Annotated in this window: 3 protein-coding genes; all 3 read right to left on the reverse strand. The window is 72.5% G+C overall.

The genetic code is table 11. The annotated features are described in order from the left end of the window. Nucleotides 1-7,797, reverse strand: a 7,797-nt coding sequence (locus ACH4NX_RS29450) for a type I polyketide synthase (protein ID WP_398153370.1), incomplete at its 3' end; no start/stop codon positions are given. A 66-nt stretch (nt 7,798-7,863) separates the two neighbouring features. Further along, nucleotides 7,864-25,227 carry a type I polyketide synthase gene (locus ACH4NX_RS29455; protein ID WP_398129133.1) on the reverse strand — a complete coding sequence of 5,788 codons (17,364 nt, stop codon included), beginning with the start codon at nt 25,225-25,227 and terminating at the stop codon, nt 7,864-7,866. A 31-nt stretch (nt 25,228-25,258) separates the two neighbouring features. After that, nucleotides 25,259-26,452, reverse strand: coding sequence for a cytochrome P450 (locus ACH4NX_RS29460; protein ID WP_351399939.1), 1,194 nt, complete (start codon nt 26,450-26,452; stop codon nt 25,259-25,261). Nucleotides 26,453-26,923: the final 471 nt, after the last annotated feature.

Raw genomic sequence — 26,923 nt, forward strand, 5'->3', positions numbered from 1 at the left:
CGGCTGGACCAGCACCGGGTGGGCGCTGACCTCGACGAAGACACCATGACCCTGTTCCAGAAGGCCGGCGACAGCCGGGCCGAAACCGACCTGGCCGCGGAGATTGCGATACCAGTAGCCGCCGTCCAGAACACCCGCCGCATCCACCCACCCGCCGGTGACGGTCGAGTAGAACGGAATCGACGGTGCCTGAGCCTCGACACCCGACAGCGTCTTGGCAAGAGCGTCGCGGATGTCCTCCACATGCCGGGTGTGCGAGGCGTAGTCCACCGCCACCCGCCGCACCCGGACACCCTCAGCGGCCAGAACCTCCAGCACCTCGTCCAGCGCCCCGGCATCACCAGCCACCACCACCGACGACGGCCCGTTCACCGCCGCGACCTCGACCCGGTCCGCCCAACGCCCCAGACGCTCAACCGCCTCATCCTCGCTCAACGCGACCGAGGCCATACCGCCACGCCCCGCGAGCTGTTCGCCGATGGCCTGACTGCGCAACGCCACCACCCGCGCCGCATCCTCCAGCGACAACGCACCCGACACACACGCCGCAGCGATCTCACCCTGCGAATGCCCCACCACCGCGTCGGGCTCCACACCCACCGACGCCCACACCGCCGCCAACCCCACCATCACAGCGAAACTCGCCGGCTGAAGGACATCGACCCGCTCCAGCAGACCCGGATCAGCATCCCCCCGCAGCACATCGACCAACGACCAGTCGATGAACGGCTCCAGAGCCGCCGCACACTCCCCCACCCGCGCCGCGAACACCGGCGAGGAATCGAGCAGCTCCCGGCCCATACCCGCCCACTGCGAGCCCTGCCCGGGGAAGACCCACACCACCTTCCCCGGCGCACCCGAACCGGCACTCCCCACAACCACACCAGACGTGTTCTCACCCCGCGCCAGGGCCCGCAGACCAGCGACAGCCTCATCATCGGAACCGGCCACCACCACCGCACGCTCACCCAGCACCGCACGCCCAGCAACCAACGCACCGGCCACCGAACCCAGCGACACCCCGTCGGCCTCCTCCACGAAGGACGCGAGCCGCCCCGCCTGCCCAGCCAGAGACCCCGCACCACGCGCCGACACCACCAACGGCACCACACCACCAGGCGCAACCGATCGCTCCGCCACCGCCTCCTCGGGCGCCTCCTCGGGCGCCTCCTCCAGGATCAGGTGCGCGTTCGTCCCGCTGATGCCGAACGACGAGACACCGGCCCGGCGCGGACGGCCCTCACGCGGCCACTCCCGCGCCTCGGTCAGCAACTCAATGGCGCCGTCGGACCAGTCCACCCGAGTCGTGGGCTGCCCCGCGTGCAGCGTGGGAGGCATCACGCCCTTCCGCAGCGCCTGCACCATCTTGATCACACCGGCCACACCCGCGGCCGCCTGCGTATGACCGACATTCGACTTCAACGAGCCCAGCCACAAAGGCCGCTCCGCGTCACGGCTCTTGCCGTACGTGGCCAGCAGCGCCTGCGCCTCGATCGGATCGCCGAGGACCGTGCCCGTGCCGTGCCCCTCCACCACATCCACGTCCGCAGCCGAGAGACCGGCACTGGCCAGCGCCTTGCGGATCACCCGCTGCTGTGACGGACCGTTCGGAGCCGTCAGACCGTTCGACGCGCCGTCCTGGTTCACCGCACTGCCCCGCAGCACCGCGAGCACCCGGTGCCCGCGCTCCCGCGCCACCGACAGACGCTCCAGGACGACCAGCCCGACGCCCTCGGACAGGACAGTGCCGTCCGCGTCGTCGGCGTACGCCTTGCAGCGGCCGTCGGCGGCCAGCCCCCGCTGGCGCGACATGCCGAGGACGCCGATCGGTGATCCCATGACGGCGACTCCGCCGGCGAGGGCCATGGTGCACTCGCCCTGGCGCAGCGCCTGCGCGGCCAGGTGCATCGCCACCAGCGACGAGGAGCAGGCGGTGTCCACGGTGACCGCCGGGCCCTCGAAGCCGAAGACGTACGAGACCCGGCCCGACGCCACACTTCCCGCGGTGGCGGTCGTGACGAAGCCTTCGAGTTCGGCGGGCATGTTGCTCAGGGACTCGAGGTAGTCGTGGATGGAGACACCGGAGAAGACGCCGATGTTGTCTCCCCGCGCGGTGCTCGGGTCGATACCCACCCGCTCCAGGGCCTCCCAGGAGGCTTCGAGGAGCAGCCGCTGCTGCGGGTCCATGGCGAGGGCCTCACGGGGCGAGATCCCGAAGAAGCCCGCGTCGAAGAGGCCCGCGCCTTCCAGGAAACCGCCCTGGGTGGAGTAGGACGTGCCGGCGTGGTCGGGGTCGGCGTCGAAGAGGCTCTCCAGGTCCCAGCCCCGGTCCTCGGGGAAGTCGGACATGCCCTCGCGGCCCTCCCGCACCATGCGCCACAGTTCATCGGGGCTCGTGACGCCGCCGGGCAGCCGGCACGCCATGCCCACGATCGCTATGGGCTCCTCCGGGTCGGCGCTCGCGGCTGCCGCCGCCCCGGCGGGCGAAGCGGCCACCGCGGGGTCCGTTTCGCCGAGTTCCTCGCGCAGGTGGCGGGCCAGGGCGGTCGGCGTCGGATAGTCGAAGATCAGGGTGGCGGGGAGTTTCACGCCAGTGGCCGCGCTGAGCCGGTTGCGCAGTTCCACGGCGGTCAGGGAGTCGAAACCGATGTCGCTGAATCCGCGTGTGCCCTGGGTCAGTTCCTGGCTGGTGAAGCCGAGTACGGCGCCCGCCTCGCTCTGCACGACGGAGAGCAGGACGCTCTCCTGCTCGTCCCGGGGCAGGCCGGCGAGCCGCCGGACCAGCGCGCTGCTGTCGCCCGCGGCGGCCCGGGCGGTGCGCCGGCCCGCGCGGACCAGGCCGCGCAGCAGGTGCGGTACTCCCCCGCCCTCCGCGGCCTGGCCGCGCAGTGTCCGCAGGTCCAGTTTGATCGGTACGAGGAGTGCCTGGCCCATGTGCAGGCCGAGGTCGAAGATGTGCAGCCCCTCGGCCGGCGTCAGGGCGAGGACTCCGCCACGGTTCATCCGGGCCTGGTCGACGGTGCCGAGGTGGGCGGTCAGTCCGGTGCTCTGCTCCCACAGGCCCCAGGCCAGGGACAGGCCGGGCAGCCCCGCCTCGCGACGCCCTGCCATCAGACCGTCGAGGAAGGCGTTCGCGGCCGCGTAGTTGCCCTGGCCCGCCGACCCCATGAGGGCGGCGGCGGACGAGAACACGACGAACGCGTCGAGGTTCAGGTCCCGGGTCAGTTCGTCGAGGTGACGTACGGCGTCGACCTTGGGGGCGAACACCGCCGCGAGGCGCTCGGGGGTGAGTGCCCCGATCACTCCGTCGTCCAGCACGCCGGCGAGGTGCACCACGCCGCTCAGGGGGTGTTCGTCCGGCACGGATGCCAGCAGGGCCTCGACGTCGCCTCGCCGGGATACGTCACTGGCCACCACGGAGACCGCCGCGCCCTGTTCGGTCAGTTCGGCGACCAGCTCCGGCATGCCCTCGGTGTCCGGGCCGCGGCGGCCGGCCAGTACAAGGTGCCGTACGCCGTACCGGGTGACGAGGTGGCGGGCCACCAGGGTGCCCAGGGAGCCGGTGCCGCCGGTGAGCAGGACCGTCCCTTCCGGTCGGAAGACCTCGGGGTCGTCGGGGACCTGGCCGGTGACCCGGGCCAGCCGGGGCACGGAGAGGGTGGTGCCGCGCACCGCGATCTGCGGCTCGTCACCGGCCGCCACGGCGCCCAGGACGACGCCCGGGACGGCGGCCGGCCCGTCGGCGGATGCCGGATCGGCGTCGACGAGAACGATCCGGTCGGGATTCTCGGCCTGCGCGGCGCGCACCAGACCCCACACGGCCGCCCCGGCGGGGTCGGTCACCACGCCGTCACCGGCGGGCACCGCGCCCCGGGTCGCCACCACGAGGCGCGACTCCTCCAGGCCTTCCGTGGTCAGCCACGCCTGCACCACGCTGAGCACGTGGGATGTCAGGGCCAGTACGGCGCCCTCACCGTCGTCACCGGCGACGGCCTCCAGCACCGCCGTCGTCGGAGCGCCGGTACTCCGGGCGGCCAGGTCCGCCACGTCCTCGGCCGTGCTGAGGGGCGTCCACGTCGGGACGGTGGTGGCGCTCTGGGCCGGGGGCAGCTCGGTCCACTCCACTCCGAACAGCGCGTCGCGGGTGTCGTGGGCCGCCGCGGCGTCCAGCTGGTCGGTGGAGACCGGCAGGGACACCAGCGAGTCCATGGTCAGCACCAGGCCGCCGGTCTCGTCGGCGGCCTGGAAGGAGAGCGCGTCCGGGCCGCACGGTGCGACCCGTACCCGCAGCGCCGAGGCGCCCGTGGCGTGCAGCACCAGGCCGTTCCAGGCGAACGGCAGCACCTTGCGGCCGTCGTCCGGGGCGGCGAGGGCGTTGGTGTGGAGTGCGGCGTCGAGGAGCGCCGGGTGGATACCGAATCTGCCCGCGTCCTCGCGCTGTTCCTCGGGCAGGGATGCCTCGGCGAAGACCTCGTCGCCACGCCGCCAGACCGCGCGCAGCCCCTGGAAGGCCGCCCCGTAGGCGTAGCCGCGCTCGGTGAGGTCGCCGTAGAAGTTCTCGACGTCGACCGGCTCCGCGCCGGGCGGTGGCCAGGCGGCGAAGTCGAAGGCGCTCTCCCTGGCGGCGGGCGCGGCCGACAGGAGCCCGGTGGCGTGCCGTGTCCATCCGTCCGGGCCGCCCTCGCCGACGGCGTCTTCGCGCAGGGAGTACACGTCCACGGTGCGCAGGCCGTTCGCGCCCGGTCCGCTCACCGCGACCTGGACGCGCACACCGCCGCGCTCGGGCAGCACCAGCGGCGCCTCGATCACCAGCTCTTCCAGGACGCCGTGGCCGAACTCGTCGCCGGCGCGCACGGCCAGATCGACGTAGACCGTGCCGGGGACGATGACGACCCCGCCGATCGCGTGCCCGGCGAGCCAGGGGTGTGACTGGAGCGACAGTCGCGAGGTGAAGACCAGACCGTCGGACTGCGGCAGTTCCACCACCGCGCCGAGCAGCGGGTGATCGGCTCCGGCCAGCCCCAACGACGCCTGGTCCGTGGCCGATCCGCCCATCCGCAGCCAGTAGTGCTGGTGGTCGAAGGCGTACGTCGGCAGGTCCACGTGTGCCGACGCGGCGCCGTCGGGCAGCGACCTGGTCCAGTCCACGGGGACGCCGCGTACGAACAGCTCGGCCATCGAGGTCTGGAGCCGACGCAGGCCCCCGTCCTCGCGGCGCAGCGAACCGGCGACCACGGTCTCCGTGTCCCCGTCCCCGTCCCCGTCGGCGGCGTGGACGGTCTCGGTGATCGGCTGGACCAGTACCGGGTGGGCGCTGATCTCGACGAAGACTCCGTGACCCTGTTCCAGAAGGCCGGCGACAGCGGGAGCGAATCCGACCTGGCTGCGGAGATTGCGGTACCAGTAGCCGCCGTCCAGAACATCCGCCTCATCCACCCACTCGCCCGTCACGGTCGAGTAGAAGGGAACGGACGGCGCCTGCGCGCCGATGCCGGCCAGGGCGTCGGCGAGGGTGTCGCGGACCCGCTCGACGTGCCGGGTGTGCGAGGCGTAGTCCACGGCGATCCGCCGTACCCGCACGCCCTGGTCCTCGAGGGTGTCCAGGGCCTCGTCCAGCGCCTGGGCGTCACCGGCGATCACGACGGAGGACGGGCCGTTGACGGCGGCCACCTCGACCCGGTCCGCCCAGCGTTCCAGCCGCGCGACCGCCTCTTCCTCGCTCAACGCGACCGAGGCCATACCGCCGCGCCCGGCGAGCTGTTCGCCGATGGCCTGACTGCGCAGCGCCACCACCCGTGCCGCGTCCTCCAGCGACAACGCGCCGGACACGCACGCGGCGGCGATCTCACCCTGCGAATGCCCCAGCACCGCGTCGGGCTCCACACCCACCGACGCCCACACCGCCGCCAACCCCACCATCACAGCGAAACTGGCCGGCTGGAGGACGTCGACCCGCTCCAGCAGACCCGGATCGGCATCACCGCGCAGCACGTCGACCAACGACCAGTCCACCCACCGCTCCAGGGCCGCCGCACACTCCCCCACCCGCGCCGCGAACACCGGCGAGGAATCGAGCAGCTCCCGGCCCATACCCGCCCACTGCGAGCCCTGCCCGGGGAAGACCCATACGACCTTGCCGGGCGCCCCCGAACCGGAAAGGACTCCGGCCGTGCTCTCGCCACGGGCGAGGGCCCGCAGACCAGCGACAGCCTCATCGTCCGAGCCGGCCACCACCACCGCACGCTCACCCAGCACCGCACGGCCGGTCACCAGCGCGCCGGCGACGTCCGTGAGCGAGGCGCCGTCGGCGCCGGTCTCCAGGAACGACGCCAGCCGCTCCGCCTGGGCGGCCAGGGAAGCCTGGCTCCCCGCCGAGACCACCAGCGGCACCGCGCCGGCCGGCCCGGCGTCCCGCACGTCCTCGTGGGCGGTCTCCGTCTCCCGGGGCGCTTCCTCCAGGATGAGATGGGCGTTCGTCCCGCTGGCCCCGAACGAAGACACACCGGCGCGGCGCGGACGGCCGTCGTCCGGCCACTCCCGCGCCTCGGTCAGCAGCTTCACCGCGCCCGTGGACCAGTCCACCTGGGGGGTCGGCGCGTCCAGGTGCAGGGTCGCCGGGAGCACCCGGTTCCGCAGCGCCTGCACCGTCTTGATGACACCGGCCACACCGGACGCCGCCTGGGTGTGCCCGATGACGGACTTGACCGAGCCGAGCCACAGCGGCTTCTGCGGGTCGCGGCCCTGTCCGTACGTGGCGAGCAGTGCCTGCGCCTCGATCGGGTCTCCGAGGACGGTCCCCGTGCCGTGGCCCTCCACCGTGTCCACGTCGGCCGGGGAGAGTCCGGCACTGGTCAGCGCCTTGCGGATGACGCGCTGCTGTGCGGGACCGTTCGGCGCGGTCAGGCCGTTGGACGCGCCGTCCTGGTTGACGGCGCTGCCGCGAAGCACCGCGAGGACGCGGTGGCCGCGCTCCTTGGCGACCGACAGCCGTTCCAAAAGCAGGACGCCCACGCCCTCGGCCCAGCCCGAGCCGTCGGCGCCGGCGGCGTACGACTTGCAGCGCCCGTCGAAAGCCAGCGCCCGCTGCCGTGCGAAGCCGACGAATCCGCCCGGTGTGGCCATCACCGTGGAGCCGCCGACGAGGGCCATCGAGCACTCCCCGCGGCGCAGTGCCTGTGCGGCGAGATGCGTCGCCACCAGCGAGGAGGAGCACATGGTGTCGACGGTGACGGCGGGTCCCTCCAGCCCGAGCGTGTAGGCGACGCGTCCGGACGCGACGCCGCCGGCGGTGCCCAGAGCGCGTTCCAGGCTGAGGAAGTCCTCGTGGCCGCTCAGATCGGGGGCGTAGTCCTGGTGCACCATGCCGGCGAAGACACCGATGTCGCTGCCCCGCACCGAGTGGGGGTCGAGGCCGGCCCGTTCCAGGGCCTCCCAGGACACTTCGAGCAGCTGCCGCTGCTGCGGGTCCATCGCCAGGGCCTCGCGCGGCGAGATCCCGAAGAACGGGGCGTCGAACCGGCCCGCGTCGTGGAGGAAGGCACCCTCACGCACATACGTCGTACCGGGATGGTCGGGGTCGGGGTGGTAGAGGCCCTCCAGGTCCCAGCCCCGGTCCTCGGGGAAGGAGGTGTAGACGTCGGTGCCCTCGGACACCACCCGCCACAGGTCCTCGGGACTGCGGATCCCACCGGCGTACCGGCAGGCCATGGAGACGATCGCGATGGGCTCGGTGGCCGCGGCCTCGAGTTCGCTGTTCTCCTGCTGAAGCCGGGCGTTCTCCTTCAGCGTGGCTCGCAGTGCCTCGACAACCTGCTCGTCCGGCGCGGACATAACCATCCTCCACGATTCCTTGACCATCGGTGGTCAGCTCGTCTTGCCCAAAGCCCGTTGCACCAGACCGGCAACGTCCATTGCGTCGATCAGTTCCTCGGTGCCGGCCTGCGGCGCCCCGGCGGGCGACGCGTCCGCGTTCTCGTCGTTGTCGTTGTCGCCGTCGCTGCTGTCGCCGTTGTCGGCGAGGGCCAGGAGGGCGTCGAGTACACCGGCCTCCTTGAAGCGTGCGAACGGCACGGACGCCAGGACTTCCCTGAGTTCGTCCTCGCGCTCGTCCGGCCCGTCGTCGGCCTGCTGGAGAAGCTCGGTACGCAGATAGCCGACCAGTGCCTCCGGAGTGGGGTAGTCGAAGATCAGCGTGGCGGGCAGCCGCAGTCCGGTGGCCGTGCCGAGGCTGTTGCGCAGGTTCACGGCGGCCAGCGAGTCGAAGCCGACCTCCTGGAACGCCTGGCGCGGGCCGATGCCCTCCGCACCGCCGTGGCCGAGGACGACGGAGGCGTGGCCGCGTACCAGGCGGAGCAGGATCCGGTTCTGCTCGGTGTCCGTGACGGCCCGCAGGGAGTCGGCGAGGGTCGCGGCGGCGTCACTGTCCTCGCTGTCGCGCCGCGCCGCCCGCAGTACCGCCTTCGCCTCGGGCAGATCGGCGAACAGGGGGCTGGTTCGGACCGACGTGAACGCCGGGACGAAGGCACCCCAGTCCATGTCGGCCACGGTCACGAACTTCTCGTTGGCCTGCACCGCCTGGATCATCGCGGTCACCGCGAGCTGCGGCGCCACGGGAAGCACGCCGCGTCGCCGCAGCTGGGCGAGGGCGGTCTCGTCCATGCCCACGCCGATCTCGTCGAGCGCGCCGCAGGCGATCGCCGTCGCCTTCAGCCCCCGGGCGCGCCGCCACTCGACCAGGGCGTCGAGTACGGCGTTGGCCGCTCCGGACGGGCCCTGCCCGCCACCGCCCCACACGCCGGCGATCGAGGAGAACACCACGAACGCGTCGAGCGGCGTGTCCTCGAACCGCTCGTCCAGCCACACGGCGGTGTCCACCTTGGCCGCGAACACCTCGGCGAGGTCCGCCACACCGGTGTCGTCGATGGAGCTGGTCCTGGTGATGTCGGCGGCGTGCACGACGGCGGTGAGCGGCTGTTCCGTACCGGCCAGCAAGCGGGTGATGGCGTCCCGGTCCGTGTCCGCGCAGGACTCCACCGTCGTGGCCAGACCGTGCCCGGCCAGTTCGGCACTCAGCTCCGGCACGGCCCTCTCGGGTGCCTGCGCGGTGGTGGTGACCACGAGCCGGTCGGCTCCGGCGAGCGCGAGCCGCACCGCGACGTGTCTGCCGAGCCCTTCGGCCCCACCGGTCACCAGGATGGTGCCCCGCGGCTGCCAGCGGCCGTCACCGGCCACCGAGTCCGGCGCCGGCTTGCGCACCAGGCGGCGACTGTAGACACCCGAGCGCCGGACCGCCAACTGGTCTTCACCGCCCGCACCGTTCAGTACACCGAGCAGGTACTGGGCCGTACGCGCGTCCGTTCTGGCGGGCAGGTCGACCAGGCCGCCCCATCGGTCGAGGCGTTCGAGGGCGGCGGCCCGGCCGAGGCCCCACAGGGCCGCCTGGGCCGGCGAGGTGAGCGTGTCGTGTATGCCGATGTTCACCGCACCCCTGGTCAGGCACCACAGGGGCTGGGTGACAGGGCTGTCCGCCAGGGCCTGGAGCAACGCGAGCGTCGAGGCCGTGACGGCGAGCGGGTCCTGCGGGCCACCTGCCGTCCGCTCGTCCAGGGCGAGCAGCGACAGCACTCCGGACACGTCGTGTCCGGCCGAGACGGTGCTCAGCCGCTCGGCGAGGCGTTCACGCGTCCGGTCGGAGTCATCGACCTCCAGCACAACCATGCCGAGCCCTTGACCGGTCAGCTCGTCCAGGAGTGCGTCGATGGCGGTGTCGTCCGGGCGCTCGGCCGGTACGACGACCAGCCACCGCCCACTCGGTACACCGGCAACTTCGCCTTCCAGAGGCTGCCAGGTGACGTGATAGCGCAACTTCTCCGCACTGGACCGCTCGCGCCGCTTTCCACGCCATTCGGCGAGGACGGGCACGACACTGCTCAGCGCGTCGCGTTCCTCGGCCGACGCCGTCTCCAGCATTTCGGTGAGGGCGTTCAGATCGGCATGCTCCACCGCCTCCCAGAAATCGGAGTCCACGCCTTCCGCGGTGTCGACGACTTCGTCGGCCCCCTCCGCCTCCTGGAGCCAGTAGTGCTGACGGTCGAAGGCATACGTCGGCAGGTCGAGCCGGGCCGAGGTCGCCCCGGCCGGGAGTATCCCGGCCCAGTCGACGGTGACACCCCGCACGAACAGCTCCGCCATCGACGCCAGCAGACGACGCAGCCCCCCGTCCTGACGGCGCAGCGAGCCGGTGACCACGGCGTCCGTGTCCCCGTCGGCGGCGTAGACGGTCTCGGTGATCGGCTGGACCAGCACCGGGTGGGCGCTGACCTCGACGAAGACACCATGACCCTGTTCCAGAAGGCCGGCGACAGCCGGGCCGAAACCGACCTGGCTGCGGAGATTGCGGTACCAGTAGCCGCCGTCCAGAACACCCGCCGCTTCCACCCACCCGCCGGTGACGGTCGAGTAGAACGGAATCGACGGTGCCTGAGCCTCGACACCCGACAGCGTCTTGGCAAGAGCGTCGCGGATGTCCTCCACATGCCGAGTGTGCGAGGCGTAGTCCACCGCCACCCGCCGCACCCGGACACCCTCAGCAGCCAGAACCTCCAGCACCTCGTCCAGCGCCCCGGCATCACCAGCCACCACGACCGACGACGGCCCGTTCACCGCCGCGACCTCGACCCGGTCCGCCCAACGCCCCAGCCGCTCAACCGCCTCGCTCTCGCTCAACGCGACCGAGGCCATACCGCCACGCCCCGCGAGCTGCCCGGCGATGGCCTGACTGCGCAACGCCACCACCCGCGCCGCATCCTCCAGCGACAACGCCCCCGACACACACGCGGCAGCGATCTCACCCTGCGAATGCCCCACCACCGCGTCGGGCTCCACACCCACCGACGCCCACACCGCCGCCAACCCCACCATCACAGCGAAACTCGCCGGCTGAAGGACATCGACCCGCTCCAGCAGACCCGGATCAGCATCCCCCCGCAGCACATCGACCAACGACCAGTCGATGAACGGCTCCAAGGCCGCCGCACACTCCCCCACCCGCGCCGCGAACACCGGCGAGGAATCGAGCAGCTCCCGGCCCATACCCGCCCACTGCGAGCCCTGCCCCGGGAACACCCACACCACCTTCCCCGGCGCACCCGAGACACCGGACACCAGGTTGGCGCACCCCTCACCCCGCGCCAGGGCCCGCAGACCAGCGACAGCCTCGTCATCGGAACCGGCCACCACCACCGCACGCTCACCCAGCACCGCACGCCCAGCAACCAACGCGCCGGCGACGCCCGTCAGAGAACCCCCACCGGCTTCCTCGACGAAGGACGCGAGCCGCCCCGCCTGCCCGGCCAGAGACCCCGCACCACGCGCCGACACCACCAACGGCACCACACCAGCAGAAGGCACCGCCTGAGACGCCGCCTCCTCCTCCTCGGGCGCCTCCTCCAGAATCAGGTGCGCATTGGTTCCGCTGGCCCCGAACGAGGACACACCCGCCCGGCGCGGACGGCCGTCACGCGGCCACTCCCGCGCCTCGGTCAGCAACTCCACCGCACCCGCCGACCAGTCCACCTGCGACGTCGGCGCATCCACATGCAACGTCGCCGGCATCACACCATGCCGCAACGCCTGCACCATCTTGATCACACCGGCCACACCCGCGGCGGCCTGCGCATGGCCGATGTTCGACTTCAAGGAGCCGAGCCACAACGGCCGCTCCGCGTCACGGTCCTTGCCGTACGTGGCCAGCAGCGCCTGCGCCTCGATCGGGTCACCCAGCGCCGTCCCCGTCCCGTGGGCCTCGACGACGTCCACGTCCGTCGCGGCGACACGGGCATTGGCCAAGGCTCGCCGGATCACCCGCTGCTGAGCTGGGCCGTTCGGAGCCGTCAGGCCGTTGGACGCGCCGTCCTGGTTCACCGCACTGCCCCGCAGCACCGCGAGCACCCGGTGCCCGCGCTCCCGCGCCACCGACAGACGCTCCAGGACCACGACCCCGACGCCCTCCGCCCAGCCCGTCCCGTCCGCACCCTCCGCGAACGCCTTGCAGCGACCGTCCGCGGACAGGCCCCGCTGACGCGAGAACTCCATGAAGGCGTCCGGGCCGGCCATGACGGTCGCACCGCCGGCCAGCGCCATCGAGCACTCGCCCTGGCGCAGGGCCTGCGCGGCCAGGTGCATCGCCACCAGCGACGACGAACAAGCGGTGTCCACGGTGACCGCAGGGCCCTCGAAGCCGAAGACGTACGACACCCGGCCCGACGCCACACTCGACGCCGTACCGGTCATGAGATAGCCCTGTACTTCTTCGGGCACGTGGCGGAGCCGGGTGACGTAGTCGTGGTGGACGATGCCGGTGAAGACGCCGATGTCACTGCCTCTGGTGGAGAGCGGGTCGATGCCCGCCCGTTCCAGCGCCTCCCAGGAGGTCTCCAGGAGCAGCCGCTGCTGCGGGTCCATCGCCAGCGCCTCACGCGGCGAGATCCCGAACAGCGCGGCGTCGAACCGCGCGGCCTCGTGCAGGAATCCGCCGGAGCGGGTGTAGCTCGTACCGGGGTGGTCCGGGTCCGGGTGATACAGGCCGTCGAGGTCCCAGTCACGGTCCAGGGGGAAGCCGGATATCGCGTCCCGCCGTTCCGTCACGAGTTCCCACAGTGCTTCGGGACTGTCCACCCCTCCCGGCAGCCGTGTGCTCATGGCGACGATCGCGATGGGCTCGTCCGTCGCCGACGCGACCACGGTGGCCGGGGCGGGCGTCCGCGACTGCTCGCCGAGCAGTTCGGCTCGTAGGTGGCCGACCAGGTCTTCAGGGGTGGGGTAGTCGAACACGAGCGTGGCGGGCAGCTCGACGCCGGTGAGGTCACGGAGCCGGTTGCGGAGCTTGACCCCGCCGAGCGAGTCGAAGCCGAGACCCTTGAAGGACTGCTGGGCGTCCCAGTCGAAGGAGTCCGGGTCACGGTGGCCGAGCACGACGGCGACGCTCTCCTTGAGCAGTTCCGTCACCCGGCGGTGCTGTTCCTGGGCCGGAAGGCCGGTCAGCCGTCCGGCGAACTCCTCGCCGGCCGTTCCGCTGCGTGCCACCAGGCGCCGGGACGGGCCGGCCGTGGATGCGGATGCGGATGCCTTGGTGCCCGTGGCCGTGGCCGTGGCCGTGGCCGTGGAAGCGTCGGTGACAGCGGTGTCGTCCGCGCGCGGCGACGCGTGCTCCCGGGCCTTCGCTGCGGGGGCGGGGTCCAGGATCAGCGGTCCCAGTACGGCGACGGGCTCGCCGGACGCGTCCGCCAGCTCGAGGAGATGCCGCTCGCCCTCCACCGGAGTGATCCGCAGTCGCAGCGTGTCGGCACCCTCCGCGTACACCGTCACGGCGGCGCATTCGGACAGGACACGGGTCTCGCGTCGGGTTCCGGCCGTGGGTGGCCGTCCCGCGATATGGGTGTCCAGTACGCGCAGCGCGGCGTCGACGAGCATCGGGTGGAGTGTGAACTCTGCGGCCTCCTCGGCCGAGGTGTCGGAAAGGGCGAGCTCCGCGAAGATGCGTCCGTCCCGTTGCCACACGCGGTGCGCGCCGGGCAGCGAGCCGGCATCGTCCGCGGGCGGCGGCCAGGTCCGCAGGTCGAAGTCCGGTCTCGGGGTTCCGGGGGCCAGGACGGCGCGGGCGTGGCACGTCCACGGTCCGTGCTCGGGGTCGAGTGTGCGGCCGTGGACGGCGACGCGGCGGCGCCCGTCCGGGCCAGGGGCGTCGACCGAGACACGTATGTCGGTGTGGCCGCGTTCCGGTACGGACAGCGGAGCTTCGACGGTGACGTGTTCGAGGGCTCCGCAGCCCACTTCGTCGCCCGCTCTCACGAGCATCTCCAGCACAGCGGCGGCCGGGGCCCTGGTGGTGTCGTCCGCCGCCGGGTGCGCGGTGTGCAGGCCCCGGGTGCGCGGCGACAGACGTCCGGTGAGGACGACGCCGCCGGGGCCGTCGTCGCCGGGCATGTCGACGACGGTGCCGAGCAGCGGGTGTCGGGCGCCGACGGTGCCGAGAGCCTCGGCTCCGCCCGTCGTGGCGGCGTCGGTGTCGACCCAGTACCGCTCGTGCTGGAACGCGTAGGTGGGCAGTTCGGTCCCGGTGGCGGTGGCGGGCGTCGTACGTCCGAGGACGGCAGGCCAGTCCAGGGGCACCCCGCGCACATGCAGGTGCGCGAGCGCCGTCAGGACGTCGGCGGGTTCGGCACCGTCCTTGCGGAGGGTGGCGACGCAGCCCTCCTCCTGGACACCGGGCGCGCCGAGGGCCAGTGCGGCGAGGACGCCTCCGGGGCCGAGTTCGAGGAAGGTAGTGGCGCCCTGTTCGCCGAGCGTGGTGAGGGCGTCGCCGAAGCGCACCGCGGCACGGGCCTGGTCGACCCAGTAGCCGGGGGTGGTGAGCTGCTCGTCCCCGGCGAGTTCACCGGTCACGGTGGAGACGACGCGCACGGCACCGGGCTGGTAGGGCAGCCGCTCCGCGACGGTACGGAACTCGTCGAGCATGGGTTCCATCAGCGAGGAGTGGAAGGCGTGGCTGACGGTCAGCCTGTGTGTCTTGTGGCCGCGCCGGCTCAGTTCGCCGGCGACGGCGAGCACGGCTTCCTCGTCGCCGGAGAGCACCAGTGCGTCGGGGCCGTTCACCGCCGCGACGCAGACCTCGCCCCGTGCCCGGGCGAGGAGGGGCGCGAGGTCCGTCTCGGTGGCCTTGACGGCGACCATCGCGCCGCCTTCGGGCAGGGCCTGCATCAGCCGGCCGCGCGCGGCGACGAGTTCGGCGGCGTCCCGCAGGCGGAGGACGCCGGAGACGTGTGCGGCGGTGATCTCCCCGACGGAGTGTCCGGCGAGGAGGTCCGGGCGTACACCCCAGGATTCGAAGAGCCGGTACAGCGCGGTCTCCAGGGCGAACAGGGCCCCCTGGGTGTACATGGTCCGGTCGAGCAGCTCGCTGCCGAGGGCTTCGGGAGCGCCGAGGACGACCTCGCGCAGCGGGCGGTCCGCGTGTCCGCGCAGATGTGCGTCGACGGCATCGCACGCGGCGTCGAAGGCGTCCTTGAAGACCGGGAAGGTCTCGGCGAGTTGGCGGCCCATGCCGGCCCACTGGCTGCCCTGGCCGGTGAAGAGGACGGCCAGTTTGCCCGTGGTGGGGGCGCCGGTGACGGCCGCGGGAGTCGCTCTGCCCTGCGCGAGACTGGTGAGGTCGGCGCTGAGCTGGTGCGGGTCGGAAGCCAGGACGACGGCTCGGTGGTCGAGTTGGGCGCGTGTGGTGGCGAGCGCGTGGGCGGTCTCCGCGAGCGGTGTGCCGGGCCGCTCGTCGAGGAAGCGCGCGAGCCGGTCGGCCTGACCGCGCAGTCCGGCCGCTGTCCGCCCCGACACCGGCACGGGCACAGGCACGGAGGGCACGGGGAGCACAGGGGATATGGGGGCGGGGTGGTGGTCGCCCGGCTGCGACTCGGGGTCCGGCGCGAGGGCCGCCGGGGGGTCGGCGGGGGCTTCTTCGAGGATGACGTGCGCGTTGGTGCCGCCGATACCGAAGGAGGACACACCGGTCCTGCGCGGACGGCCGTCGCGGGGCCATTCGCGTGCTGCGGTCAGCAGTTCCACGGCGCCCGCGGACCAGTCGACGTGGGTCGACGGCCGGTCCACGTGCAGGGTGCGGGGCAGCACGCCGTGCCGCATCGCCATGACCATCTTGATCACGCCGGCGACGCCCGCCGCGGCCTGGGTGTGGCCGATGTTCGACTTCACCGAGCCGAGCCACAGCGGTCGGTCGGCCGGCCGGTCCTGCCCGTACGTCGCCAGCAGCGCGTCCGCCTCGATCGGGTCGCCGAGCGTCGTGCCCGTACCGTGCGCCTCCACGGCGTCCACGTCCGTGGTCCGCAGGCCTGCGTGGGCCAGCGCCTTGCGGATCACCCGCTGTTGCGCGGGGCCGTTGGGCGCGGTCAGGCCGTTCGACGCGCCGTCCTGGTTCACGGCCGAGCCCCGGACGACGGCCAGGACGCGGTGGCCGTGGCGGCGGGCGTCCGACAGCCGCTCCACCAGCAGCAGACCCGCGCCCTCCGACCAGCCGGTGCCGTCCGCGCCGTCCGCGAACGCCTTGCACCGGCCGTCGGGCGCCAGGCCGCGCTGCCGGGAGAACTCGACGAAGGTCTCGACGGTACCCATCACCATCACCCCGCCGGCCAGCGCCATCGTGCACTCGCCCCGGTTGAGTGCCTGCGCCGCCAGGTGCAGGGCCACCAAGGAGGAGGAGCAGGCCGTGTCGACGGTGATGGCGGGACCCTCGGTGCCCAGGTGGTAGGCCACCCGGCCCGAGGTGACGCTGCCGGAGGAGCCGGTGAGGCGGAAACCCTCGACACCGGTCGCCTGGTGCATGCGCACGCTGTAGTCGTGGCTGTTGACGCCGACGAACACGCCGATGTCCTGCCCGGCGAGGGTCGTCGGGTCGATCGCGGCCCGCTCGAAGGCCTCCCAGGACGTCTCCAGAAGCAGCCGCTGCTGCGGGTCCATCGCCAGCGCCTCGTTGGGCGAGATGCCGAAGAAGGCCGCGTCGAATCCGGCGGCGTCGTCCAGGAAGGCGCCGTGGCGCACGTAGGTCGTGCCGGCGTGATCGGGGTCCGGGTCGTAGAGCCGCTCGGTGTCCCAGCCACGGTCGTCGGGGAACTCGGTGACGACGTCGACGCCGTCGGCCACGACGCGCCACAGGTCCTCCGGGCTGTGCAGGCCGGCGGGGAAGCGACAGGCCATGGACACGATCGCGATCGGCTCGTCACTCGTGTCCGGGCCGGCCGGGACGGCTGTGGCGGCTGTGGCGGCAGGGGTGGCAGGGGCGGCCGTACGCGGCGCCGTATCGCCGAGGAGCCTGTTCCGCAGCTGCTCGGCGAGCACCGCGGGCTTCGGGTAGTCGAAGATCAGCGCCGGGGAGAGGCTGAGGCCGGTCGCGGCGACGAGCCGGTTGCGCAGTTCCACCGCGGTCAGCGAGTCGAAGCCTGCGTCCTTGAACGGCCGGTCGGCACGGATCGCGTCGGCGGAGCCGTGCCCGAGGACCTCGGCGGCGTGCCGTCGCACGAGGTCGACCAGCACCTCCCTCTGCTCGGTGCCGCTCAGGCCGGCGAGGCGCTCCGCCACGGAACCGCGGATGGGCGGGGCGGCGGTTCCGGCCGCCGGGCGTGGCGCCGGCGCGAGAGCGCGCAGCGGCGCCGGCACGGGGCCGTCGGCCGCCGTGGCACGCAGGACCGCCAGGTCGAACTTCGCTGCCAGCAGCGCGCCGTCCGCCTCCGCCGTGGCGCCCAGGGCGGCGTCCAGCAGGGCCATACCCTCGGCGGCGGTGAGGCCGTCCATGCCGATGCGCCGGTTGCGCCGCAGGTCCGCGGCGTCCAGGTGCTCGGTCATGGCGCTGACCGTCGACCAGTAGCCCCAGGCGATGGAGACGGCCGGCAGGCCGAGCCGGTGCCGCTGCCGTGCCAGCGCGTCCAGGCAGGCGTTGGCCGCGGCGTAGTTGGCCTGCCCCGGGTTGCCGAGGACGCCCGCCGCCGAGGAGAACAGCACGAACGCGGCAAGGTCCATGTCCCGGGTCAGCTCGTGCAGGTGGAGCGCCGCGTCGAGCTTGGGCCGCAGCACGGTGTCGAACCGGTCCGGGGTCTGCTCGGTGAGCACCCCGTCGTCCAGGACTCCGGCGGTGTGCACGACCGCCGTCAGCGGATGCTCGGCCGGTATCGTCCGCAGCAGCGCCTCGACCTGACCCCGGTCCGACGCGTCACAGGCTGCCACGGTGACGGACGCGCCCAGCGCGGTCAGCTCCTCGCTCAGCCGCGGAGCACTGCCGCGCCGGCCGGCCAGGAGCAGATGACGGACGCCGTACGCGGTGACCATGTGCCGCGCGGTCAGCGCACCGAGCGTCCCGGCTCCGCCGGTGATCAGGACCGTGCCTTCGGGGTCGAGCGGACGGGCGAGCGGCCCGGTCTCGGACCCCGTGCCGCGCACCCGCACGAGTCGGGGCACCTGCGTGACGCCCCCACGCACCCGCAACTGTGGTTCACCGCTCGGGATCGCGGACGCGAGGACAGACGGGGAGTCGTCGCCGAGGTCCACAAGAACGATACGGTCCGGGTGCTCCGACTGCGCCGATCGCACCAGACCCCACACCGCCGCCGCGTCCAGCGCGTCGCATTCCCCCGTGACCACGGCGAGCCGGGTCCCCTCCAGTACGGGCTCAGCCAACCAGGCCTGCAGTACGGCGAGGACGGCGCCGACCGCCGTACGGACGTCACCCGGCGCAGACGCGTCGCGGGCGTCGTAGACCAGGACGTCGGGGACGGGCCCGTCCGCCACGGCCGCCGTGACGACGTCACCGCCGTTCCCGACCGACACCATGACCGGAGCCCTGTTCGCGGCCGGCAGCGACAGCCGGGTCCAGTCGACACGGAACAACGAGTCGTGCAGCAATGCCCCGGCGATCCCGGCCTGTTCAGGAGAGAACGGCGTCGCGCGGATGCCCCGGACCGTCATCACGGGTCGCCCCGTGGGGTCGTTCAGCAGGAGGCGGGTGTCCTCATCCGCCCCCTCGTCCCGACGCACGTGCAGTGCGGTGGCGCCCGACACGAGGAGAGCGACACCGGACCACACGGACGGGACCGTGCCGACCGGGACGACCGTACGGACAGCTGCGTCGAGGAGTGCGGGGTGCAGCCCGTAACGGTCCGCGTCATGCGCGGCGGCACCGTCCAGCTGCACCTCGGTGGCTTCACCGCCCGGATTGGGAACGGCGTGCGTCTCACCTTCTGCGGCGGGCGCCAGCGTGCCGTGCGCGTGCCGTGTCCACTCCGCGTCCAGCGGGGCGTCGGCGGCACGGGAGTAGATCTCCACCGGCCGCCGCGCCCCGTCGGACTCGCCCACGACGACCTGGATGCTGCGATCGCCGCCTTGCGGCAGCACGATGGGCATGTCGACAGTCAGTTCGTCGAGGAAGGGGACTGATGTCAGGTCACCGAGCCGGATGGCCAGTTCGACCAGAGCGGCGTTCGGTACGACGACGGCATCGGACAGCAGGTGGTCGGCGAGCCAGGGCTGCGTCTTGGGCGACCACCTGGAGGTGGCCACCAGCCCACCCGAGTTCGGCATGCCGACGACCGCTCCGAGCAGCGGGTGATCGGACCCGGCCAGCCCGAGGGACGCAGCGTCGGTGGGGGCGTCGGTCGCCTGGAGCCAGTAGTGCTGGTGGTCGAAGGCGTACGTGGGCAGGTCGAGCCGGGCCGAGGTCGCCCCGGCCGGGAGTATCCCGGCCCAGTCGACGGTGACACCCCGCACGAACAACTCCGCCATCGACGCCAGCAGACGACGCAGCCCCCCGTCCTGACGGCGCAGCGAGCCGGTGACCACGGCGTCCGTGTCCCCGTTGGCGGCGTAGACGGTCTCGGTGATCGGCTGGACCAGCACCGGGTGGGCGCTGACCTCGACGAAGACACCATGACCCTGACCGACCAACTCCCCCACCGCCGGGCCGAAACCGACCTGGCTGCGGAGATTGCGGTACCAGTAGCCGCCGTCCAGAACACCCGCCGCGTCCACCCACTCGCCGGTGACGGTCGAGTAGAACGGAATCGACGGCTGTGCAGCTTCGACGCCGGCGAGCGTGCCGGCGAGGATCTCTCGGATGTCCTCCACATGCCGGGTGTGCGAGGCGTAGTCCACCGCCACCCGCCGCACCCGGACACCCTCAGCGGCCAGAGCCTCCAGCACCTCGTCCAGCGCACCGGCATCACCAGCCACCACCACCGACGACGGCCCGTTCACCGCCGCGACCTCGACCCGGTCCGCCCAACGCCCCAGACGCTCAACCGCCTCATCCTCGCTCAACGCGACCGAGGCCATCCCGCCACGCCCCGCGAGCTGCCCGGCGATGGCCTGACTGCGCAACGCCACCACCCGCGCCGCATCCTCCAGCGACAACGCCCCCGACACACACGCGGCAGCGATCTCACCCTGCGAATGCCCCACCACCGCGTCGGGCTCCACACCCACCGACGCCCACACCGCCGCCAACCCCACCATCACAGCGAAACTCGCCGGCTGAAGGACATCGACCCGATCCAGCAGACCCGGATCAGCATCCCCTCGCAGCACATCGACCAACGACCAGTCGATGAACGGCTCCAAGGCCGCCGCACACTCCCCCACCCGCGCCGCGAACACCGGCGAGGAATCGAGCAGCTCCCGGCCCATACCCGCCCACTGCGAGCCCTGCCCGGGGAAGACCCATACGACCTTGCCGGGCGCCCCCGAACCGGAAAGGACTCCGGCCGTGCTCTCGCCACGGGCGAGGGCCCGCAGACCAGCGACAGCCTCATCGTCCGAGCCGGCCACCACCACCGCACGCTCACCCAGCACCGCACGCCCAGCGACCAACGCACCGGCCACCGAACCCAGCGACACCCCGTCGGCTTCCTCCACGAAGGACGCGAGCCGCCCCGCCTGCCCGGCCAGAGACCCAGCGCTACGCGCCGACACCGCCAACGGCACCACACCACCAGGCGCAACCGATCGCTCCGCCACCGCCTCCTCGGGCGCCTCCTCCAGGATCAGGTGCGCGTTCGTCCCGCTCACCCCGAAGGACGAGACACCGGCCCGGCGCGGACGGCCCTCACGCGGCCACTCCCGCGCCTCGGTCAGCAACTCCACGCCGCCCGCCGACCAGTCCACCCGCGACGTCGGCGCATCCACATGCAACGTCGCCGGCATCACACCATGCCGCAACGCCTGCACCATCTTGATCACACCGGCCACACCCGCGGCCGCCTGCGTATGACCGACATTCGACTTCAACGAACCCAGCCACAACGGCCGCTCCGCGTCACGGTCCTTGCCGTACGTGGCCAGCAGCGCCTGCGCCTCGATCGGGTCACCCAGCGCCGTCCCCGTCCCGTGGGCCTCGACGAGATCCACATCCGCAGCCGCCAGCCCCGCACTGGCCAAGGCCCGCCGGATCACCCGCTGCTGCGAAGGACCGCTCGGAGCCGTCAGACCATTGGACGCGCCGTCCTGGTTCACCGCACTGCCCCGCAGCACCGCGAGCACCCGGTGCCCGCGCTCCCGCGCCACCGACAGACGCTCCAGGACCACGACCCCGACGCCCTCCGCCCAGCCCGTCCCGTCCGCACCCTCCGCGAACGCCTTGCAGCGACCGTCCGCGGACAGTGCTCCCTGCCGCGAGAACGCCACGAAGTTGTCGGGTGTGGCCATCACCGCCACGCCGCCGGCGAGGGCAGTGGAGCACTCGCCCTGGCGCAGGGCCTGAGCCGCCAGGTGCATCGCCACCAGCGACGACGAACAAGCGGTGTCCACCGACACCGCGGGGCCCTCGAAGCCGAAGACGTACGACACCCGGCCCGACGCCACACTCGACGCCAGACCGGTGCTCGCGAGACCCTCCAGTTCCGGCGGCACGGCACCGGTTCCATATCCCTGGCCGAACAACCCGGAGAAGACGCCGACATCGGCGCCCTTGAGCGAGAGCGGGTCGATCCCGGCGCTCTCGAAGGCCTCCCAGGAGCTCTCCAGGAGCAACCGCTGCTGCGGGTCCATCGCCAGCGCCTCACGCGGCGAGATCCCGAAGAACCCCGCGTCGAAGAGACCCGCCCCGTCCAGGAAGCCGCCCTGGTCGGTGCACGACGTACCCGCGCGGTCGGGGTGCTCCGGGTCGAAGAGTCCCTCCAGGTCCCAGCCCCGGTCCTCGGGGAAGTCCGAGACCGCGTCGACACCGTCGGCCACCAGCCTCCACAACTGCTCCGGCGAGGACACCCCGCCGGGCAGCCGGCAGGCCATGCCGACGATGGCGACCGGCTCGTCGGGGTCGGCGACGGCCGGGGCCGGGTCGGTGACCGGTGCGGGCTGGAGGGCGCCGAGGATCTCGGACCGCAGGAAGGCGGCCACGTCCGCCGGGGTGGGGTGGTCGAAGGCGACGGTGGTCGGCAGCCGCAGCCCGGTCCGCTCCGTCAACCGGTTGCGCAGTGCGACGACGGCCATCGAGGTGAAGCCCAGGTCGCGGAAGGCGCGGTCGGCGGGGACCGACCCGGTGCCCGCCAGATGCAGCACCTCGGCGGCCAGCACGCGGACCAGGTCTTCGAGGAACGCCAGTTGCGCGCGGTCGTCCATTGTGGACAGTTCGTCGCGCAGGGAGACCGTGACGGCCGCGTCCGGCTCGCCCTGTCGGGCGGGCGTACCGGCCAGGGCACGCAGGAGGGCGGGCACCTGACCGCGCCCTGCCCCGTGACCCGGCAGGGCGGCCAGCGGTGCCGGGGGGTTGGTCGTCAGGGCGACGTCGAAGGCGGTGAGCATCTCCCGCCGCAGCCGATCAGCACCGGCACCGGCGTCGGCGTCGGCGTCGGCGTCGGCGTCGGCGTCGGCGTCGGCGTCGGCGTCGGCGTCGGCGTCGGCACCGGCCAGGTGTCCGCTCCAGGTCAGGAACGAGCCGGGCAGGTTCCGCAGTCGGCGGTTGCGCACCACGGCTTCGCAGAGGGCGCCGTCGACGGCCGCGGCCGGGGTGTCGGCGCTGGACGGCAGGCCTGCGGCGCCGGGCATCGCCACGACGAAGGCGGAGAGGTCGGTCCCAGAGGTCATGTGGTCGACGCACAGGGTCAGTTCGGGGTCTCCGGCGGCATCCACCAGCGCGGTGACCGGCTGCCCCAGATCGGCCAGATCGGCCAAAGCCGCCCGCAGCGGCTCGGGGCGCGCCGTGTCCGCGGTGATCCGGACGACGCTCGTACCGGCGAAGGCCAGAGCGTCGCCGGGCGTGGCGTCGGGCGTGGCGGCGGGCGTGGCGTCGGGTGTGGCGGGAGCGCTGACGAGGAGCAGGGAGGTCGTGTTGTGGGCCGTGGCCAGGCGGTGTGCGAGCGCCGCGCCGTGTTCCGTGTCCGCGCCGGTGACCACCACGGTGCCGGTGATGGTGCCGGTGGCTTCCGGCCGGGGGTCCTTCCGCGGCCGGTCGGCGACGGGAAGCGGCGTCAGCCGGGGAACGAGCAGGGCCGCCGAGCGCACCGCGATCTGCGGCTCGTCGCTCGCGAGTGCCGCCGCCAAGGTGTCCGGCGTCAGGACGGAACCGTCCGGACCGTCCGGGCCGTCCGGACCGTCCGGGCCGTCCGCACCGTCGTGCTCGTCCAGCACGTCCAGCACCGTCAGCGACTGCGGCCGGGTCTCCTGGAGGGAGCGCGCGGCTCCCCACAGTGCTGCCTCCGCGAGGTCCTGGACCGGGTCCGTCCCGGTGGCCGCGACCGCGCCCCGGGTGAGGAGCACCAGCCTGCCGGCCGCCGGTTCCGCTCGCGCCGTCCAGCTTTCCACGTCCCGGGCCAGCTGCCGGGCCCGTTCCCGCCCGGCGGTCATCGCGTCATCGTGCTGCCCGGTCACGGCGGCGGGCGGCGGTACCAGGACCGTCACGTCCGGGGCCGGGTCACCGTCGGCCACCGCGGCGCGTACCGCCGCCAGGTCCGCGTAGTGGCGCGCCTGGGCGCCCGCCGCCTCCAGCGCACCCACGAGCCCGCTCACCAGCCCGGCCGCCGGGCCCGCCGCCGGACCGGCCACCGCCCAGTGACCGCTCGGCGGTTGGGCGCCGGCGGTACCCGTCGCGGTGATCCACTCGACCCGCGTGAGTGCGTCGTGGTGTCCACTCGCCGCGAAGCGCAGCCGGCCCGGCTGCTCGGCCAGGAGGAGGCGCTTGGTCTTGCCCGAGGGCGTGCGGGGAATGCTCGTGACCTCGTGCACGCGTTCCGGCACCTTGTAGGCGGTAAGCCGCTCGCGGCAGCGGGCGATCAGCGCCTCGGGGTCGAACCCGGACGGCCCGGGGATCACATAGGCGACCGGTACTTCGCCGAGCGTGTCGTGCGGTGCGCCGGCGACGGCCGCGTCCGCGACGCCCTCGACGGTGCGCAGGACCGCCTCGACCTCCTCGGGGTGGATGTTCTCCCCGCCCCGGATGACGAGTTCCTTGATCCGGCCGCGGATCGCGAAGTAGCCGGCCTCGTCGCGCCGGGCCAGGTCTCCGGTGCGGAACCAGCCGTCGCGCATCGCCTCGGCGGTCGCCTCGGGGGCGTTGTGGTAGCCCACCATGACGTTCGGCCCGCTGACCCAGACCTCCCCCTCCGCTCCCGTGGGGGCGTCGGCTCCCGTGGCGGGATCGACGATGCGGACGTCGACACCGGGCACGGGCAGGCCGCAGGAGCCGTCCACCCGGGCGCCGTCCGGCGGATTCATGGTGATGGCCCCGCAGGTCTCGGTGCTGCCGTAGGCGTCGACCAGCGGCACCCCGAAGGTCTCCTCGAAGTCACGGCGCAGACCGGAGCCGGTGACCGCGCCGCCGACCAGACCGATGCGCAGGTCCGGTGCGCGGAAGCCGCTGTCCCGGGCCGCCGTCACGAGGTGGTGGTACGTGGTGGGGACGCCGGCGAGGAAGGTCGAGCGGTCCTCGCGCAGTACCCGCATGACGTCGTCGGCGGAGCTGCCGTCCACGAGCCGGGCGGTGGCGCCGGTGACGGTGACGGACAGCACGCACGCGATGTGCGAGAGGCTGTGGAAGAGCGGGAGCGGCCACAACACCCGGTCCCGGTCCGTGAGCCCTGGGATCGGTACGTAGCAGGAGGCGACGGACCAGAGGCAGTTGCGCTGCGTCGACAGCACGCCCTTGGGGCGGCCCGTCGTTCCCGAGGTGTAGAACATCCAGGCCACGTCGTCCAGGGCGAGGTCGTCCCTGGCGGGCACGGGCGGCTCACCGCACGCCAGTTCCTCGTACGCGTGGACACCCGGTCCCTCGGGCAGGCCCAGCGTTGCCTCGCCGGTCACGAGGAGCACCGTCTCCGGGCCCCTCGCCGGACCACCCCGGAAGCGGGACGCCCGTGCGGCGTCGGTGATGACCAGTGCGGCGCCGCTGTCGGTGAGCAGGTAGTCCAGTTCGGCCGGTGCGGAGGCGAGGTTGAGCGGCACGCCGACGCCTCCGGCCCGCACGACCGCCAGGTAGCTCTCCACGGTGGCCACGGTGTTGCCGAGGCAGATGGCCACCCGGTCGCCGCGCTCGACGCCAAGGTGCGCCAGATGTCCGGCCAGTCTGCGCGTCCGTGCCTCGAGGTCTCCGTAGGTGACCGCTCGCCGGTCGTCCGCGAAGGCGACCTTGTCGGGGAAACGGGCCGCGTTCTCCAGGAGTGCGACGGGCAGGGGCTTGATGAGGTCGGTGCGCACTGTGCCGCGGGTCCTTTCGGAGAAAACGGGTTCACCAGGAGACGGGCAGGCTCTTCACCGCGAAGACGGACCCCTTGAGCCGCAACGGCACCTCTTCGAAGGCCATGGCGAGGCCGAGGTCGGGGAACGCGCGCAGGAGGGCGGAGAAGCCGGCGCGCAGTACGACGCGTGCCAGGTTCTGGCCCAGGCACTGGTGAATGCCGAAACCGAACGCCATGTGACCGGAGGTCTCACGGTCGATGTCCAGCTCGGCGGGACACTTGAATTTGACCGGGTCCCGGTTGGCCGCGGGCAGCGACACCGTGACGCTGTCACCCTTCTTGACCGTCTCACCGCCCAGTTCGACGTCCTCCAGGGCGGTGCGGTACGTGTCGTACTGGTTGACGGTGAGGTAACGGAGGAGTTCCTCGATCGCGGCGTCGAGTTTCGAGGGGTCGGCACGGAGCGCAGCCAGTTGGTCGGCGTGGTGGAGGAGGGCGAACACACCGACGGCGAGGGCGCTCTCGGTGGTCTCGTAGCCCGCGAAGAGGAGCAGCGTGACGATGTTGCCCAACTCTTCGGCGGTGAGCCCGCCGTCGGCGACGAGGCGGCTGATGAGGTCGTCCTGGGGTTCCTCGCGCCTGCGCTCGATGACCTCGCCGAAGAAGGCGGCCGCCTGACCCATCGCGGCGATGGCCTCCTGCGGGTCCGAGTCCGGGTCGTGCAGGAGCGTCGGCGCGTGGCCGTAACGGTGGACTTCGCTGTAGGGCAGGCCGACCAGCTCGGACAGGACGCGCAGGGACAGCGGCTTGGCGAAGTACTTCACCAGATCGGCGGGCGAGCCGTGCTCCCGCATGGCGTCGATCTGCTCGGCGGCCACCGCCTCGGCCCGTGCCGTGAGCCGGTTCGCCCGGCGCGCGGTGAACTCGCCCGTGAGAAGACGCCGGTAGCGGGTGTGGTCGGGCGGGTCCATGTGGATGAACATCCCGGGAATCCGCGGGTGGTTGGGCATCACCTGTCCGCGGTGCGTCACCGGGAAGTGCCCGATCTCCGTGCTGTGGCTGAACCTCGGGTCGCTGAGGACCTCGCGCGCCAACTCGTAGCTGGAGGTGATCCAGCCGACGTGACCGTCGGGGTACACCATGCTCGCGAGCGGACTCTCCTCGCGCAGCGAATCGAATATCGCAGGCGGATCGAACTGATGGGTACGCGCCCACGGCTCCTCGAAGGAGATTGCGTCGCTCATGGAATCCTTCCCGATCAGGGAAATGCCCGCTCGGCCGTCAGGAAATGAGATACGCATGTGCGTCCCGCGATGGCATTCTCACCGTCGTGATGACGCCGCTTTCCCGTATCTACGAGGGGAGAGACTAGACGAGGGGTCACGGCGTGCCATCCTCAGGACTGGTAGGGAGGATGAAACCTCAAGCCGAGTACGAGCGACCGTGGAAGGGATGACCCGAAGGGATGATTCACCCACCGGAAATACGGACTCGGAACGCTTGAATCCTGATCCAGATCCGCCCGGAATTAATTCGAGAGAGGTCTCCGCACATCCGTCGGCAATCACTGCCGGGGACTTCCGGAAAGCAGAACCGGGGGGGGGGGGGGGGGGGGGGGGGGGGCGGCGCGCGCCCGCCGCGGGGGGGGGGGGGGGGCCCAGCCCACCACCCCCCCCCGGCCCACCACCCCCAGAAAAGGAAACCCCGCCCACCTA

It is taken from the genome of Streptomyces sp. NPDC017225 (assembly GCF_044331465.1).
Classification (GTDB): domain Bacteria; phylum Actinomycetota; class Actinomycetes; order Streptomycetales; family Streptomycetaceae; genus Streptomyces.

Bases quoted from the DNA above. Each gene is read 5' to 3' on its own strand.
- ACH4NX_RS29460 (WP_351399939.1), bottom strand. From the start codon at position 26,452: ATGAGCGACGCAATCTCCTTCGAGGAGCCGTGGGCGCGTACCCATCAG.